Below are 16,266 nucleotides of genomic sequence, written 5' to 3'. Positions count from 1 at the left end.
TTATTGATTAACATTCGGACGTTGATTGTTCTTGTACAATTTCCTGTTGCAATTTTTCAAGTTCTTCTAATGTCATTGCTTGAAGTCGTTTTTCTAAAACTGCATCTTCATAGTTTTTAACTTGTCGATTATAGGTCATGTTTTTATTCATAACCTTAAACAGGTAGGTCAGTGTCCAGCAGATCAAACCTACTATTAGTAAGAACTGACTCCAAATTCCAGCTGATATTTCGTTAAATCCGATAGTTTGAAAAAACAGATATGCCATCCCACCTACAGCAAAAATGGCAATTCCAATAGCGATAACATCTATTCGTCGCATTGTATGTTACATGTTTAAATTCAAGTTGACACCTGAGACTAAGTTGTCACATTGCGGCGTTTAGGTCGGAAGTTTAAAAAAGGACTCAACACTAACATTCCCGGAAAAAAGAAAAACATAAGAAAATACATCAACACTCGTTCAGAAGAACTCGCCACATACCAACGAATGTTGAGATAAAAATAGACCATTCCGGGAATAATTAACAGATAAAGAATGCTCAAGGTCAGGTAAAGCAAGGAAACTGCAGGTGTATCGCCTGTTAGAAAGTCGGTTATGGTCATTGTTCAACAGTAAATGTTTACACTTAAGCCTAGTCTATCTAAAATCTTCGCAGAATGCCCCCCTACAGTCAACGGGGATGTATCAATATACTTAATCTCGTACTGTCTAATGGTACTGTTATAGGACAATAGATAAACGTGTTAAGAGTTATTAAATACAATAATAAGCATACTTTCATGTAAAAAATTACATAGCTTATCAAATTATCTCAACAATGCCATATGATATATGGAAACTGAGTTAAAACCTTTTGAAGAAACAGAAAACTGGCTCTGCGGGTAAGAAATTTTTAACAGTGATTTAGGATAAGTCTTCTATTACATTAAAGAGAAAACATGTTGATCTAACCTATGTTCGCTTTACTTCTTACTGCGTGTTTTCTGCTATTGTGTGTGACAATCTTATCTAAAAAATAGCAACTTTTTACTATTTTGTCCATTTTATTTAGAATGGAAAATATTATAGGTTGTCGGTTCATCTATTTTAATAAGCGATATTAGTTTATCGTTTGTTAATAAAAAATGCGTGTATAAAACAAGCCAAAATATTTTGCATAATGCTGCTAAATCTAAAAAAATAAGATAGATTTTTTTGCACAATAACAATAGTTGGGTGATCAACTATTGTTATTGCTTTAATTTTTTTTATCGCACATTTTTAAAAATAAGTTTGCCAGTAAAAATTAGTGTAAGCTAGTAGGATGAAAGATTTATAAAAAATAATCGCTAGACACCAGAATACTTAACAATTTATAAAAAAATATTTGGGCGGCAAAAATCATCTTAATTAATTAATAGTCTAAAAATTTATATATTAAGATAATAAAGTAAATACAATTTAGCAAAAGCAGTCAAATAATTTCTCTATAGAAATTATTTTTCTAAAAAACAAGCAAAAACAATATCACCTAAACTCTAATTACTTAAATGTAAAATGATATGTTAATTAGAGTACACATGCTTAATTAACGTTGTTGTAATAAAGTTAAAAAGAAAAGAAAAGAAAAAAGAAAATAAACATTCTTCGTTAGACAAGTATTAAGATAAAACTTGAGTAAAATTGTTATGATGGGTCAGCGTGGCAAAAGTTAGCTTAGAACATATTTATAAAAGTTTCTCTCCTAAAGATGCAAAACCAACATCTTCAGAAACCGAGTTTAATCCTTCGAAAAATAAGCAAGTCAGTATTTTACGGGATATTAACTTGACAGTTGACGACGGTGAATTCATGGTTCTTGTTGGACCTTCTGGTTGTGGAAAAAGTACATTGTTGCGTCTTATTTGTGGGCTAGAAACAGTAACAGGGGGCAATATTAAAATTGGTGATCGTGTCATAAATACCCTTCCCCCAAAACAAAGGGATATTGCTATGGTCTTCCAAAACTATGCTCTCTATCCCCATTTAAATGTCTATGATAATATTGCTTTTGGTTTGCGTCGTATGGACCAAGATAACTTAGGTAAATCTATCTCATATTTACCTAAGTGGCTAGATTCAGCTTTAGTTAACTTGACAAGATCATTGCCTCAGTCCTGGCGTTATCTTTCTGAGATAGAACAAATTGTAAATGAAAAAGTATCCCAAGTTGCTGAACTTTTAGAACTAGATCATCTCTTAGACTGTTTTCCTAAAGAGTTATCAGGTGGACAAAAACAACGAGTAGCTTTAGGACGTGCAATCGCCCGTAAACCGCAGGTATTTTTGATGGATGAACCCTTATCAAATTTAGACACTACGCTACGGGCAATGATGCGTTCAGAAATTGTTCAACTGCAACGAAAAATGAATATTACTACCATTTATGTCACTCACGATCAAACTGAAGCAATGACCATGGGTGATCGTATTGCAGTTATCAATAGTGGAGAAATCCAACAACTTGCTCCTCCTTTAGAACTTTATAATAATCCTGCTAATCGCTTTGTTGCAGAATTTATTGGGTCATCCCCAATGAACTTTCTTGAGGTGATGGTGGACACTCCTGTAATGGTTACTCATCCTCAATTTTCTCTAAAATTGTCACAATCTTGGGAATATTTTCTTAAAAAATACACTAGAACTAAAGTATATCTAGGTATTAGACCAGAACATTTGGGTTTTGGACTACCTTCACCTAATAATTTAGAAGTTAAAGTAAATTTAATTGAAAATCTAGGAAATCAAACCTCGATTTTTTTTCATTTAGTTACTGATATAAATTCTGTTATAAAAGTTTGTATATCTTCTGAGGATTGGGCTAAAATCGATAAAGATAAACATAGTTTTTGGCTATCTTTAAACCCAAGTAAAATCCATCTATTTGACCATAAAACTCAAGAATCTATTAGAAAAATAATTAAAGAAAAATAAATTAAATTCATCGACTTACCTACGATTTATGTTGAAATTTAAGCAATTTGGACTAGATATTTTGTTGGGATTATGTGGTGTCATCTTCGCCTTGGGTATAAGTGAGATTGGGTTAAGAATTGCTCAGATTTCTTATCCTAGTTTTTATCAGGTTGATGAATTTAGAGGACACTCTTTAATTCCAGGCATTTCCGGTTGGTGGATTCAAGAAGGAAAAGGATGGGTTAAGATAAACCAGGATGGATTACGGGATAAGTACTATCCCAGAGAAAAACCAAAAAACACTTTTAGAATTGCTGTTTTAGGTGATTCTTTTGCCGAAGCCATTCAAGTAAATTTAGAGGATACTTTTTGGTCATTTATTGAACGAGAATTACATAATTGTCCCAGTATTAATAATCGGATGGTCGAGACTATTAATTTTGGAGTAGGAGACTATGGAACTGCCCAAGAATTAATGACTTTAAAACACCAGGTTAAATACTATTCTCCTGACATGGTAATCCTAGCTATTTTTACCGGCAACGATATTGTGAATAATTCAAAAGCATTGAGTCCCTATGATAGATTTAGTCCTTTTTTAATTGAACAGGGGGATAAGTTTGTTATGGATTTCTCTTTAAAGGAAACTGAAATATACCAGTGGCGTAGTAGTTTAACGAGAAAAGTTGTTTTCTCTATTATTAATAATTTTTACCTATTACAGATAATTAATAAAGCTAGAATTACGATTAAAAATCGCCATAAGTTTTTAGATCAAGAATTTGCAAATAAGAATAACTTTAATGTCATTAAGTATCTTGATTTTATACCACAACTTTATTTAGATAATGATGATAAAAACTGGGAAAAAGCCTGGAATATTACGGAAGAATTAGTTAGAATGATTAAACAAGAAAGTGCGACAATAAAAGCTAGATTTTTAGCTGTTACATTAAGTAATCCAGCACAAGTTTATCCCAATAAATCTATACGAGATAAATATTTTAGAGAAGAAGGAATAGTAGATCAGTTCTACCCTGACAAACGAATTAAGATATTAGGAGAAAAAGAAAAATTTGATGTGCTTAATCTAGCCCCAGAATTTCAGTCCTATGCTGATAAAAATAACCAATTTTTACACGGATTTGAAAATACTATTTTAGGAGGTGGGCATTGGAATCAATTAGGACATAAACTTGCTGGGGAGTTAATTACTAAGAAGGTTTGTAAAATGCTTTAGTCGTCATTTTTTATACAAAATATATTCGTATTATTTATGTGTCTTGCCAAAATACTGTTGCTACAATAAACTACAAGATAAGCCTCGATACTTTTTATTTGTTTTTTAGTATACAAAGTGGCTCCGTTAGTTGACTTTAGTAAACTTTTTACTTCAATTTGTTCTATTTTTTTAAGTAAGTCGAAAAGATTGTCATGAGGATAAATATGATTAGAATAATTTTATAATTTTTATTGCTTACAAACCATGTAATCTACATAACATGCAGAAATATCTATTTCTTAAAATCCAACATCTTAGATGCTAATATCTTAGTTTGTGACGCTGGAGTCTATCTTTAGTTTTAATTGTTAGACACTTCAAGATTAGACCTAATTTTACCAGGAATATTTTCTAAAATTTTGGAAAGAAGCATTTCAGGAGTATCGTTTTTATTAATAGTAATCCGTAAATCTCCTTGGTTATATAGAGAACGTCGCTGCTCTAATAAGGAGCTTAACTTGCTTGTTAGATCGGTATTTTGTAAAAGAGGACGGGTTTTATCGTCAGCTAAACGAGTAGTTAATAACTCGACAGAAGCATCTAACCAGATAATTAAACCATGACGAAGATGAACCCAGTTTTGAGGTTTTAAGATAACGCCCCCTCCCGTTGCAATTACACTTTTTGTACAGGCGGTCACTTCAGCGAGTACTTGGCTTTCAATTTTCCGAAAGTTTGCCTCTCCCATGGAGATAAAAATCCTGTCAACAGGTTGTTGTATCACTCGTTCAATTAGAATATCTGTATCAAAAAAACGATAAGCTAACTCTTGTGCTAAAAGTTTTCCCACAGTAGTTTTTCCTGTGCCCATCATTCCGATAAGAAAAACATTGATGCCTTGAAGTAACCCTTGCATTTTTAATAATTTGATAATTGAAACTCAACTCCTGTCCAGTAACGAAGTGAAAAGGACCAGTATTGGATCTATTTTTTCGTTGGTTTTGTAGTTAAATCTACAATAATCTACCTGAAAAATACAAGATTCGTTAATTATTTCTAATAATATTTTATTTTGCGTTGTTTCTGTTTTGCTATTGCTTTCCGTTTTCGTTTTTCAATTGGTGTTTCGAAATGACGATGTTTTTTTATATCAGCAAATATCCCGGCCCTACTAACTTGTCTTTTGAAACGACGCAGAGCCGATTCAATTCCCTCATGCTCCCCCAAAATTATTTGGGTCATCACTACATCCTCAATAGTTTATATTTCAAATTAACAGTAATTTAGATCTATTTTTTTCAAGTCTTTGTGTCCATTAACATATCTGTCTAGTGTTTTATGCATTCATAGTCAAGCCTTCATTATATCAATAAATACAGTATTTTAACCTTGGTTTCTCAAGAATATCCTGTAAATTTTTGTTTTGGTGATTTTGTGTTGAAACATAGACGTAAGTCTAAAGAAAAAGTTTAGAAGAATAGATAAGCTAAGAACTATGAATTATTGTTAATAATTCACAAACACAACTCTCATGAGGGTATTCTAGCATAGTTTATACTATTTTCCTAGATTTTAAAATCTCCTATAATGTTTGACAAATAAGCTTTAACAAAAGTTAAAGCTCAAATACAACTAAGAGTATACTGGGTAACTTTATACAATCAACCTTTTTACTCAATAGCTTAAATTCAAGTTAAACATCTTAAGTCTTATACTATACTTTTCGTTTAAAATAAATTTCATCTTCTTCAAAGTAAAACTTAATCTAATTAACATCAAAAAACATATAAATATTTAAGATAAAGATATAGTAAAATACTATTTTAAATAACTAAAATAAGCTAGGTAATAAGTAGTAAAAAATATGCTTAAATAGCAAATTAAATTATTAAAAATTGAATGTGGTTATGGTAAATATATTTAAGTAATCTACTTACATCCACATGGTTCATAAAATCTAGTCTTAAACCAATCATAATTCAACAAGAGACTAGTTAGTATTGTCTTTTAATTACGTTTCATAAAAAACTTTAACTGATTTTTGCTTAAGTTTATTAATTTAGTAAGTGTTTATTACTTGTTAGATTAATAATTTTAGACTAGTAACTAAGTTATATTATATTAATATTATGATAACTATTATAGTAGTCCTGGTAAATTTATTCGTCTTAGTAGCATTAATGCAGCCAAGTAAAAATTATTTATAGTTTCGTAAATAAAAATAATTATCTATAGTACTTGTTTATAAAAATAAAATAATAAAAGATCATCTATTTAAATAACAAAATAGTAAATTACTAATTATTTATTTTAGTTCTAATTTATTAAAGATTTTAAGAGTATCTGTAATCTATCTGTTACCCATATAGCTGTATAACTTCGGGATTATAATTATTTTTTTTAAAAAATAACAAAATTGTCATAACTCAATGTTGGCTGCCACAAAAAACGGCTACAATGAGCAGATATTCTTGTACTATAAATTCTTTTCTGAAAACTTTTTGAGGCGTTGATGGCTACTATAACTAATAATCCTGACAAAGATAAAGCCCTAGGCTTAGTTCTCAATCAAATTGAACGGAATTTCGGGAAAGGCTCCATCATGCGTCTAGGAGATGCAGCGCGGATGAGGGTAGAAACTGTACCCAGTGGAGCATTAACGTTGGATTTGGCTCTAGGAGGAGGATTTCCTCAAGGACGAATAGTTGAGATTTATGGTCCTGAAAGTTCTGGAAAAACTACCCTCGCTCTTCATGCAATTGCTGAAGTACAAAAAGCCGGAGGGGTAGCAGCTTTTGTTGATGCAGAACACGCTCTTGATCCCACCTATTCTCATGCTTTAGGAGTGGATATTGAAAATTTGCTTGTTGCTCAACCTGATACCGGAGAATCAGCTTTAGAAATTGTAGATCAATTGGTTAGATCCGCTGCTGTTGATATAGTCGTGATAGATTCTGTGGCTGCTTTAGTACCCCGTGCTGAAATTGAAGGAGAAATGGGAGACACCCAGGTTGGGTTACAAGCTCGCCTTATGAGCAAAGCTTTACGAAAAATAGCCGGAAATATTGGTAAGTCAGGTTGCGTAGTAGTTTTCCTGAACCAACTACGGCAAAAGATAGGGATTACTTATGGTAATCCTGAAGTGACTACCGGAGGAAATGCCCTGAAATTTTATGCCTCAGTCCGCTTAGATATTCGCCGTATTCAAACTCTCAAAAAAGGTAGCGAAGGAGAGTATGGAATACGAGCTAAAGTTAAAGTTGCTAAAAATAAAGTTGCTCCACCTTTTCGCATCGCTGAATTTGATATTATCTTTGGTAAAGGAATTTCTCGTATGGGCTGTGTGTTAGATTTAGCGGAACAAACCGATGTCATCAATCGCAAAGGGGCATGGTACAGCTACAATGGAGATAATATTTCCCAAGGGCGGGACAATGCAGTCAAGTATCTTGAGGAAAATTTCAAAATCGCGGAAACCATAGAGCAGCAAGTTCGAGAAAGACTTGAACTAGGCTCTCTGGGTTTTGCTATTTCCCAGACCGATGAAGAAGAGTAGAAAACACTAAAGTCAAACGACATTAAAGAAAAGGTGGGTAAAGCTCTTACTCACCTTTTCAGTCGATCATCTTGTTGTTAGCCAATAATATCAGATGAAGTTATTATTACTGTTATTAATTCTCGTTTCAACTATTGTTTTTCTCATCCAAAACCCACAGCCTATAACTCTTTATTTTCTAGGGATAAATGCCAAAACTGCTTTATTGACTCTAACATTACCTGTCGGAATTTGGGCTTTTTTGTTTATTATTCTTGGATTTTTAACCAGTTTGATAATAACACTTATCAATCAGTTTTCCTCATCATTCTCTCTTAGAGGTTTTACCTTTCCTCTTCAAGCATCTCAATTCTCAAATTCTTCCCCTTCCTCAAAAAAATTTGACTGGGGAAAAACATCTCTAAGGAATTGGGGAAAGCCAGAACAGGAGTTTGATGAAGAAGATGCTTGGGATATTGAGGAGCCGCCAACAAACTCCACATTTACTTGTGAACAATTAGAAGAACCACAAGCAGAGGAAGAGCGAGCAACAGATTTTGAGATTCTACAATCCCCTAAAAAAGTTTCTTGTCAAGGTTCAATTTATTCTTATACTTATCGTGAACTCCGCGACTCTGAAAATAGTTCACTATTGCGAGAGTCGGTTAAACCTCCCCCAAAAAAGCCAGAGACTCTTAAATCGAAAAACAAAACAGTTGATCAAGTTTATGATGCTAACTATCGTGTCTTGACTCCTCCTTATTGTGAAAACCAAAAGTCTTCCAATTGTAATCAAGAAGAAGATCAAGATTGGATATAAATAACTCTGAAAGTTAGAATATAAGTCTACGTTGCATCTACAATATTACTGACAGAACTGATGAAATCTTATCTTGCCGCAGCTATTCAAATGACTAGTCAGCCTGATCTTCAAAAAAACTTAGCTGAGGCCGAAGAACTAATCGAGTTGGCTGTGCGTCGAGGAGCTGAGTTAATTGGACTACCAGAAAATTTTGCATTTTTAGGTAAAGAAGAAGAAAAATTACAGGAAGCAAAAATCATCAATGAAAAATCTCAAAAATTTCTCAAGACTATGGCACAACGTTTTCAAATTATGATCTTGGGAGGAGGTTTTCCAGTGCCTGTAGAAGGAGATTTCACCAAGGCTTATAATACCGCTATCTTAGTCGATTCCACTGGTATAGAAGTAGCTCGTTATCAAAAAGTTCATCTGTTCGATGTAGATGTTCCTGATGGCAATACATATTGCGAGTCAAGTACGGTAATGGCGGGACAAAACTTACCTAATATCTATCCTTCTGAGCAGTTTGGCAATTTAGGACTTTCTATTTGCTACGATGTTCGCTTTCCTGAAATTTATCGTCACCTATCCCATCAGGGAGCTGATGTTCTGTTTATTCCCGCTGCCTTTACTGCCTTTACAGGAAAAGATCACTGGAAGATATTACTTCAAGCTAGAGCTATTGAAAATACCTGTTACGTGATCGCTCCTGCTCAAACAGGGAATCATTATGAACGACGGTATACTCATGGGCATGCTTGTATTGTCGATCCCTGGGGGACAATTTTGGCCGATGCAGGACAAGAAGAAGGGATGGTAATTGCGGAAATTAACCCTTCCCGCATTCAACAGGTACGTAGACAAATGCCTTCTCTACGACACCGTGTTTTCATTTAATGTTATTGGTTAATCCACATAAAGCAGCATAGGCAATGGCAATTGCATCCACACTATCATCAATAGGAAGAAATTCTAATTCAAATAAACGACTTACCGTGTGAGCTACATCTTTTTTAGTAGCTCGCCCATTTCCTAAATGACATTTCCAACTTGATTGATGAAGAAAAATTGGTTCGATTTTCATTTCACGATAACTAACTAAGTTAACCACTCCTAGAGCTTGCATTACACCACCAGCAGCTTTAATTTTACGGTTAAAATAGGGCATTTCAATAGCAATTCGGTGGGGGGTAAATTCTTGAACTAACCCCACCAAATCTTGTTCAATTTCTACTAATCGTTGAGAAGTTGATAGAGTTTTTGGAGTCTCAATAATTCCATAGTCAATCAGTAGAGGATAATTTGATTTTGTTTCTTGTAAAACTGACCATCCTAGAATGGCTAAACCTGGATCAATTCCTAACCAAATTAGTTCAGACATAATTAGTTTAATTCAAACTTTTTTTATAAATCATGCTTTATTCTAGTCATGAATTAGTATTTATTACAATAGTCTTATTGAATATTTGATTATCTTCTATTTAAAAATTTACAACCAATAAATTAAAAGTAGCTTTACTAGCTTGTCTAATATATATTTTGGCAAATGTTATTTGATTAATAAAAATAAAATTTTACTGTGAATATTATATTATGTAATTTAAAAACAAAAAATCAATAATTAGCAGTTTTTAATATATATAGTTAAAAATATTCTATGAATTATATTTAATATTATAAGAATTTAGTAAGATAATATATAAATTATATTAAATACTTTAAACTTTATATAGTTAAGAAGTTTAGTAAATATTTTTTTTGTTTAAAAAATAACTATTGTATTAAATACATAATACTAATTATTATCCAGAGTTAATTAGTTTCATAACCATAGTTGATTATCAATGATCCAAGCAGATAGTATTAATCAGTTAGTCAAACTAAAAGGTACCCCAACCCTAATTTATACTCTATTTTAAATTTAAAAACTAGTTGAGTTACCTTAAAAAATAAGTTCTATTTTCAATAACTACATATATGTTTATTGTTAAAAATAGAACTTATATAAATTACTGTTAAAAATTAATTACTTATTTAATTTATAATAAAAACTATAGATTAAATATTCATTTACAATTACTTGTATTTAACTATTAGAAATAAATATTTTTCTAAAAAAAATAAACAATCTATACAATAAAATCTCCCGCGACTAATTATGTTTAAATCCTAACTAAATTATTCGATTTTGAGGTTAAAATTATCCAAGCTATTTAGGTATAAAAATTATTATATCTAAGTAATAGCGGGTGTTTAGTTGTTAACTATATTTAATAATTAAAATACCATAAATTTATTGACAATAAAGCTTTTAAAAACTCATTATTTAAACACAAAAATCATTACTATATAATTGGAAATATGTGATAAGGATTGAGCATTCTCTTAACGAAAGTAAGCGACATTCTACAGGTTTATTAAAGAATATTTAGAGAATAGATCTTTTTTCTCTTATTGCTATCTCCTCATCGTGTTCCGTTATCTCTACTGTAAAGGTGAGGAAATCCCTCCCTCAGTTATCATAAAATCTAGACAATTCTTATTTCAATGATGGAATTGTTAGCACTCACCCCTATTGAGTGCTAAATTGACATAAGTAGGGTCAAACTGTCCCGAACAATATTCACTCAGAATAACCTTATTCAATTAAAACTAGAGAATTTGGGTTTTTAGCTCTAAATCAGTTCTGAGTGTCAAGCACTGCGTATTAAGGTCAAGACAATTGACACAAGCTGCCCAACCTGTGTCTTTTATCTTTTGCACTTGAACGCAGCAGCATAGCTCACCTAAAACTTTCTGAATCAGGGAAGTTGTTAGTGTCGAAAGTCACCAAAGTACCTAAGAAAAAAACATGGCAAAAATTGTTTCATTCAGCGATGAATCGAGACGGGCATTGGAAGAAGGGGTAAATTCCCTGGCTAATGCGGTTCGCATTACCTTGGGTCCCAAAGGCCGTAATGTCCTCCTTGAAAAAAAATTTGGAGTCCCTCAGATCGTTAACGATGGAATTACCGTCGCTAAAGAGATTGAACTCGAAGATCCCTTAGAAAATACAGGGGCTAGATTAATTCAAGAAGTAGCCTCTAAAACCAAAGAAGTTGCTGGAGACGGAACCACAACCGCTACCGTTATTGCTCAAGCCTTAATTCGAGAAGGGTTAAAAAATGTCATTGCTGGAGCCAACCCTGTTGCCTTACGGCGTGGTATTGAAAAAACTATCGCTTATCTTGTCAAAGAAATTGAAGTAGTGGCTCAGCCGGTCAAAGGAGAGGCGATTGCTCAAGTAGCCACTGTCTCAGCCGGCAACGATATTGAAGTTGGCAAAATGATCGCCTTAGCGATGGATAAAGTCACCACTGACGGTGTAATCACTGTAGAAGAGTCCAAGTCCCTAACCACTGAATTAGAAGTGGTAGAAGGCATGCAAATTGATCGCGGTTATCTTTCTCCCTACTTCATCAGCGATCCCGAACGGCAACTAGTGGACTTTGAAAAACCCTTAGTCTTGATTACCGATAAAAAAATCAGTGCAATTGCTGATCTAGTTTCCATACTTGAAAATGTTGCTCGGGCTGGTAGTCCTCTACTTATCATTGCAGAAGATATAGAAGGGGAAGCCCTAGCCACTTTAGTTGTTAATAAAGCTCGCGGAGTTCTCAATGTTGCGGCTGTTAAAGCCCCTGCGTTTGGGGAACGCCGTAAAGCTATCCTTGAAGATCTTGCTATTCTCACTGGTGGTAGCGTCATTTCCGAAGATGTGGGGTTAAGTCTGGATGCGGTTTCTATCGACATGCTAGGAAAAGCCGCTAGAGTGACTATTGAAAAAGATAACACTACTATTGTTGCTAGTGGCGAGAACAAAGCCAAGACTGCAGTTGAGAAACGGGTAGCCCAACTCCGTAAACAACTAGAAGAAACTGACTCTGACTACGATAGAGAAAAACTTCAGGAACGAGTTGCAAAATTAGCTGGGGGTGTAGCTGTTATCAAAGTGGGAGCTGCAACCGAAACAGAATTAAAAGATCGCAAACTTCGTATTGAAGATGCTCTCAACGCAACTAAAGCTGCAGTTGAAGAGGGCATTGTTCCAGGGGGAGGAACCACTTTAATTCATTTAGCTAGTAAAATTGCTCAATTCGAGGCAACTTTAACCAACTCCGAAGAGCAAGTAGCAGCAAAAATTTTCACCAAAGCCTTAGAAGCACCTCTGCATCAATTGGCAGATAATGCTGGACTTGAAGGATCAGTTATTGTTGAAAGCGTCCGCAACACAGAATTTAATGTGGGTTATAACGCTATCACGGGCGAGTATGAGGACATGATTAAAGCTGGTATTCTTGACCCAGCAAAAGTTGTTCGCTCTGCTCTACAAAATGCAGCTTCTATTGCAGGTATGGTATTAACTACTGAAGCATTAGTAGTTGAGAAACCAGAACCTGAAGCCCCTGCCGCTCCTGACATGGGCGGCATGGGCGGCATGGGCGGCATGGGCGGCATGGGCGGCATGGGCGGCATGGGCGGCATGGGCGGCATGGGTGGCATGGGTATGATGTAACACTCTAAACTCTCAAGTCTACCAATCTTGCATAATTTTCTAAAGAGAGATGTTCTTTTGAATGTCTCTCTTTCTTTGTCTCCAAAAACACAATTAATTTTTAACTTTTTTAAAAATGTAATTTAAAAACTGTTTTTTAGGGTTGATTGCTCAAAAGTCTCTTGAGCAAAGTTGATTCTGTTGTTGAGGGTAAGAAGAGGAGAAACGTTAGTATAGTGGGGACAACTTTTGACCTTTCGTTTCTTTTTTTACTAGTAGTTTCTATGGAAGTTCCTGTAATTGGTAAGTTAAACAGTCCCCTCCCTTTGATTTTAGCCTTGATGGCTGGAGGTATTATCATGGTCGGTGGCGTGACCTATAAAATCGTTGAAACCCCGACTGCCGAAGTTGAACTGAAGGACTTAACTGTTTCGGTCAAACGTGAAACCTTGACAGTAGAAATTGAGGCTAGTGGAACACTAGAACCTATTGAGAGTGTCAATCTTAGTCCGAAAAATCCCGGAAGACTAATAAAATTATTGGTAAAACCCGGAATGTCTGTTAAACAAGGGCAAGTTCTCGCAGTCATGGAAAACACAGAGGTTCAAGCTCAAGGAAAACAAGCTCAAGCACATTTTCAAAAAGCGGTCGCTGAACTCGAAGCAGCTAAGATTACCATCCCTAGTGAAATCAACCAAGCTCAAACCAGACTTATTCAGGCTGAAGCTCAACTTGAAGAAACTCAAGCAAGTCTAGCAAAAGCTCAACAGAGAATCCCAAAAGATATTGAACAAATTAAGGCACAAATCTTGGCTGCTCGTTCTCGCACTCAATTGGCGGCCTCGCGTGTCAAGCGCAATGAAGAATTAATGAAAGCAGGGGCAATTACCCACGATAGTTTTGATGAAGTGATTAGTGAATATCATAATGCCGAAGCAAATTTACTTGAAATTACTCAACGACTCGAACAAATCCAGAACACTGCTAACCCGGAAATTAGTCAGTTACAACAAGATATCATCCGCTCTCAAGCCGCTGTAAGTGAAGCAAAAATCGCTTTTGAAGAACGAAAGAGAACAGCTCAAGCTGAAACTAGTCGCCTAGAAGCTTCTGTCACTGCCGCTAAGGCAGAATTAGAAAGAAGGATGATTCAATTCCAAGATACAGCTATTCGCGCTCCTTTTGATGGAATTATTACCCAAAAATATGCCAATATTGGCGCATTTGTTACTCCCTCTACTTCTAATTCTATCTTGGGCTTAGCCAGAGGGTTAGAAGTCGTGGCTAAGGTTCCAGAAATGGATTTAGGAATGTTAGAAGTAGGACAACCAGTAAAAATAGTTGCCGATGCTTATCCCGATAAAATGTTTCAAGGAAAAGTTATTGGTATTGCTCCAGAAGCAATTATTGATCGCAACGTCACATCCTTTGAGGTCACTATCGGTTTGGTAACAGGACGAAATGAACTCAAGTCTAAAATGAATGTAGACGTCACTTTTTTAGGCAAACAACTTAGTAATGCTCTAGTAGTGCCAACCATAGCTATCGTTACACACGAAGGGAAAATCGGGGTTATGGTTCCTAATCAAGATAATGACCCTGAATTCAAACCTGTTACTATCGGTATAGTGTTAGATGAAAAAACCGAAATTCTTTCTGGGTTAAATTCAGGAGATCGAGTTTTTATTGATATTCCCTCTGACAAGAATGACAAGAAATCTCAATCTTCATAACCTGAGTTTTAAGTATAACCAGCCTATTGTACACAACGGAATTATCAGTTGTTAACGAAAGAATAGCAATCTTTCTAAGATTAATTAATCTATCCACACATTGGATTGTGTTGTCTCGAGCTTAAGTATTTAACTACATTCAAATGAACATCTTAGAAAAATTTAAGATTTCAGTCGCTATGTTAGCTGCTAATAAATTACGAACTAGTCTAACTATGCTAGGAATTATTATAGGCAATGCTTCCGTAATTGCTACTATCGGTTTAGGACAGGGATCACAAAAACTTGCTAACGAACAATTAGAGTTTTTAGGTCCTAATATTTTGTTTGTTATGCCAGGTAATCAAAAAAGCCGTAGAACAACTTTAAATGTTCCTAAAACACTTGTTTTAGAGGATGCACAGGCAATTTCTTCTCAAGTTTCTACTATCAAGGCAATCGCTCCAGAAATTAACCAACGTCAGTTAATCTCTTATAGAAAGAAAAACACTAATGCAACCCTAGTTGGAACGAACTCCGAATACTCCTCCGTACGAGACTTTTCCGTGGCCACAGGACGGTTTATTAACCAAATTGATCTTAAGCGTAATCAACGAGTAGCTGTAATTGGTTCAGAAATTGCTCATAATTTATCGCTTTTTCGCTCTCCTATTGGGGAGAAAATTAGAATTAATAATATCAGTTTTGAAATTGTCGGAGTAATGGAACCCAAAGGTTCTTTTTTGGGGACTAATCAAGATGAAAGTATTATAATTCCTCTGACAACTATGGCTAGTCAAATTGTCGGGCAAACATCTCCTTATGGAATAACTCTAAGTGTAATTCATATAGAGGCAAAGAATACAGATACTGTTCGCGCCGCTAAATTTCAAATCGAAAATTTACTACGTCTGAGGCATAAAATTACGACCGAAGATGATTTTAGGGTTCTAACTTCTAAACAGATAATGTCTATTGTGAAAGTCATCACTTCAGGATTAACGATTATGTTAGTAGGAATTGCAAGTATTTCCTTAATCGTTGGTGGTATTGGCGTGATGAATATCATGTTAGTTTCTGTAACTGAACGCACTCCGGAAATCGGACTCCGAAAAGCATTGGGTGCAACTCAAGAAGATATTTTAGTTCAGTTTTTGATTGAAGCGGTTATTATTGCTATTTCTGGAGGAGTTATTGGGATTATATTAGGCATTAGTATTTTAACGCTAGTTGGCGTGATATTTCCCTTATCTCCTGTTATTGTTTCTGAAACTATTTTTCTGTCTTTAGGCATTTCTGGAGGGATTGGTTTAATCTTTGGTGTAATTCCAGCACAACGGGCAGCTAAACTTGATCCTATTGTTGCTTTAAGAAGCTCCTAATAGATCACAAAACTTAGACAATTTCTAAAGAAATAGAATTCTTTACTAAGTCTGTCATATAAAAATTAAAAATGTTTAGATCGTCCATAATAACCTTATCAAGAACTATTACTTAATTATCTAGACAAAATTATAGCAGAT

Annotated in this window: 13 protein-coding genes; 8 read left to right on the top strand and 5 right to left on the bottom strand. The window is 34.4% G+C overall.

The genetic code is table 11. From position 1 onward, the window contains the following. Positions 1-7: 7 nt before the first annotated feature. Positions 8-322, bottom strand: a complete 315-nt coding sequence (locus OXU93_RS02555) for a DUF3007 family protein (protein WP_267384296.1) — start codon at positions 320-322, stop codon at positions 8-10. Between the two features lie 38 nt (positions 323-360). Further along, positions 361-600, bottom strand: coding sequence for an NAD(P)H-quinone oxidoreductase subunit L (gene ndhL / locus OXU93_RS02550; RefSeq protein ID WP_267384754.1), 240 nt, complete (start codon positions 598-600; stop codon positions 361-363). Between the two features lie 1,084 nt (positions 601-1,684). Here ndhL and OXU93_RS02545 point away from each other — a divergent pair. Together OXU93_RS02545 and OXU93_RS02540 are read left to right on the top strand one after the other, a co-directional pair. After that, positions 1,685-2,956 (top strand): ABC transporter ATP-binding protein, encoded by a 1,272-nt coding sequence (locus OXU93_RS02545; RefSeq protein WP_324127335.1) that lies wholly within the window; start codon positions 1,685-1,687, stop codon positions 2,954-2,956. A gap of 28 nt (positions 2,957-2,984) precedes the next feature. Beyond that, a complete protein-coding gene (locus OXU93_RS02540; RefSeq protein WP_267384295.1) occupies positions 2,985-4,178 on the top strand; it encodes an SGNH/GDSL hydrolase family protein in 1,194 nt (397 codons plus the stop codon). A 343-nt stretch (positions 4,179-4,521) separates the two neighbouring features. Here the strand turns inward: OXU93_RS02540 and OXU93_RS02535 are convergent, their stop codons facing one another. Then, positions 4,522-5,076: a shikimate kinase gene (locus tag OXU93_RS02535; RefSeq protein WP_267384294.1), complete on the bottom strand. Its 555-nt coding sequence runs from the start codon at positions 5,074-5,076 to the stop codon at positions 4,522-4,524. Between the two features lie 140 nt (positions 5,077-5,216). After that, positions 5,217-5,402 (bottom strand): 30S ribosomal protein S21, encoded by a 186-nt coding sequence (gene rpsU / locus OXU93_RS02530; protein ID WP_267384293.1) that lies wholly within the window; start codon positions 5,400-5,402, stop codon positions 5,217-5,219. Positions 5,403-6,672: 1,270 nt separating this feature from the next. Here rpsU and recA point away from each other — a divergent pair. From recA to OXU93_RS02515, 3 genes are all read left to right on the top strand, one after another. Further along, positions 6,673-7,716: a recombinase RecA gene (gene recA / locus OXU93_RS02525; protein WP_267384291.1), complete on the top strand. Its 1,044-nt coding sequence runs from the start codon at positions 6,673-6,675 to the stop codon at positions 7,714-7,716. A gap of 94 nt (positions 7,717-7,810) precedes the next feature. Further along, positions 7,811-8,515 carry a LapA family protein gene (locus OXU93_RS02520; RefSeq protein ID WP_267384290.1) on the top strand — a complete coding sequence of 235 codons (705 nt, stop codon included), beginning with the start codon at positions 7,811-7,813 and terminating at the stop codon, positions 8,513-8,515. Between the two features lie 60 nt (positions 8,516-8,575). Then, positions 8,576-9,394, top strand: coding sequence for a carbon-nitrogen hydrolase family protein (locus OXU93_RS02515; RefSeq protein ID WP_267384289.1), 819 nt, complete (start codon positions 8,576-8,578; stop codon positions 9,392-9,394). Here the strand turns inward: OXU93_RS02515 and OXU93_RS02510 are convergent. After that, a complete protein-coding gene (locus tag OXU93_RS02510) occupies positions 9,387-9,878 on the bottom strand; it encodes a crossover junction endodeoxyribonuclease RuvC (protein WP_267384288.1) in 492 nt (163 codons plus the stop codon). The genes OXU93_RS02515 and OXU93_RS02510 overlap by 8 nt on opposite strands. Positions 9,879-11,348: 1,470 nt before the next feature. Between OXU93_RS02510 and groL the strand changes: the two genes are divergently transcribed. The 3 genes from groL to OXU93_RS02495 all read left to right on the top strand — a co-directional run bounded on the left by groL (position 11,349) and on the right by OXU93_RS02495 (position 16,125). Next, positions 11,349-13,052 (top strand): chaperonin GroEL, encoded by a 1,704-nt coding sequence (gene groL / locus OXU93_RS02505; protein WP_267384287.1) that lies wholly within the window; start codon positions 11,349-11,351, stop codon positions 13,050-13,052. Between the two features lie 263 nt (positions 13,053-13,315). Beyond that, the gene (locus tag OXU93_RS02500) at positions 13,316-14,764 is read left to right on the top strand and encodes an efflux RND transporter periplasmic adaptor subunit (RefSeq protein ID WP_267384750.1); all 1,449 of its coding nucleotides are present in this window, start codon (positions 13,316-13,318) and stop codon (positions 14,762-14,764) included. A 143-nt stretch (positions 14,765-14,907) separates the two neighbouring features. Continuing rightward, a complete protein-coding gene (locus tag OXU93_RS02495) occupies positions 14,908-16,125 on the top strand; it encodes an ABC transporter permease (RefSeq protein WP_267384286.1) in 1,218 nt (405 codons plus the stop codon). Positions 16,126-16,266: the final 141 nt, after the last annotated feature.

Origin of the sequence: Cyanobacterium sp. uoEpiScrs1, assembly GCF_947331815.1 — a bacterium.
Classification (GTDB): Bacteria; Cyanobacteriota; Cyanobacteriia; order Cyanobacteriales; family Microcystaceae; genus Rippkaea.
This window is presented reverse-complemented; position numbering and strand designations above follow the sequence as displayed.

What these genes read in the sequence shown, in the direction of transcription:
- OXU93_RS02555 (WP_267384296.1), bottom strand. Translation starts at nt 322, where the DNA reads ATGCGACGAATAGATGTTATCGCTATTGGAATTGCCATTTTTGCTGTA.
- OXU93_RS02540 (WP_267384295.1), top strand. Translation starts at nt 2,985, where the DNA reads ATGTTGAAATTTAAGCAATTTGGACTAGATATTTTGTTGGGATTATGT.
- OXU93_RS02535 (WP_267384294.1), bottom strand. Translation starts at nt 5,076, where the DNA reads ATGCAAGGGTTACTTCAAGGCATCAATGTTTTTCTTATCGGAATGATG.
- rpsU (WP_267384293.1), bottom strand. Translation starts at nt 5,402, where the DNA reads ATGACCCAAATAATTTTGGGGGAGCATGAGGGAATTGAATCGGCTCTG.
- recA (WP_267384291.1), top strand. Translation starts at nt 6,673, where the DNA reads ATGGCTACTATAACTAATAATCCTGACAAAGATAAAGCCCTAGGCTTA.
- OXU93_RS02520 (WP_267384290.1), top strand. Translation starts at nt 7,811, where the DNA reads ATGAAGTTATTATTACTGTTATTAATTCTCGTTTCAACTATTGTTTTT.
- OXU93_RS02515 (WP_267384289.1), top strand. Translation starts at nt 8,576, where the DNA reads ATGAAATCTTATCTTGCCGCAGCTATTCAAATGACTAGTCAGCCTGAT.
- OXU93_RS02510 (WP_267384288.1), bottom strand. Translation starts at nt 9,878, where the DNA reads ATGTCTGAACTAATTTGGTTAGGAATTGATCCAGGTTTAGCCATTCTA.
- groL (WP_267384287.1), top strand. Translation starts at nt 11,349, where the DNA reads ATGGCAAAAATTGTTTCATTCAGCGATGAATCGAGACGGGCATTGGAA.
- OXU93_RS02500 (WP_267384750.1), top strand. Translation starts at nt 13,316, where the DNA reads ATGGAAGTTCCTGTAATTGGTAAGTTAAACAGTCCCCTCCCTTTGATT.
- OXU93_RS02495 (WP_267384286.1), top strand. Translation starts at nt 14,908, where the DNA reads ATGAACATCTTAGAAAAATTTAAGATTTCAGTCGCTATGTTAGCTGCT.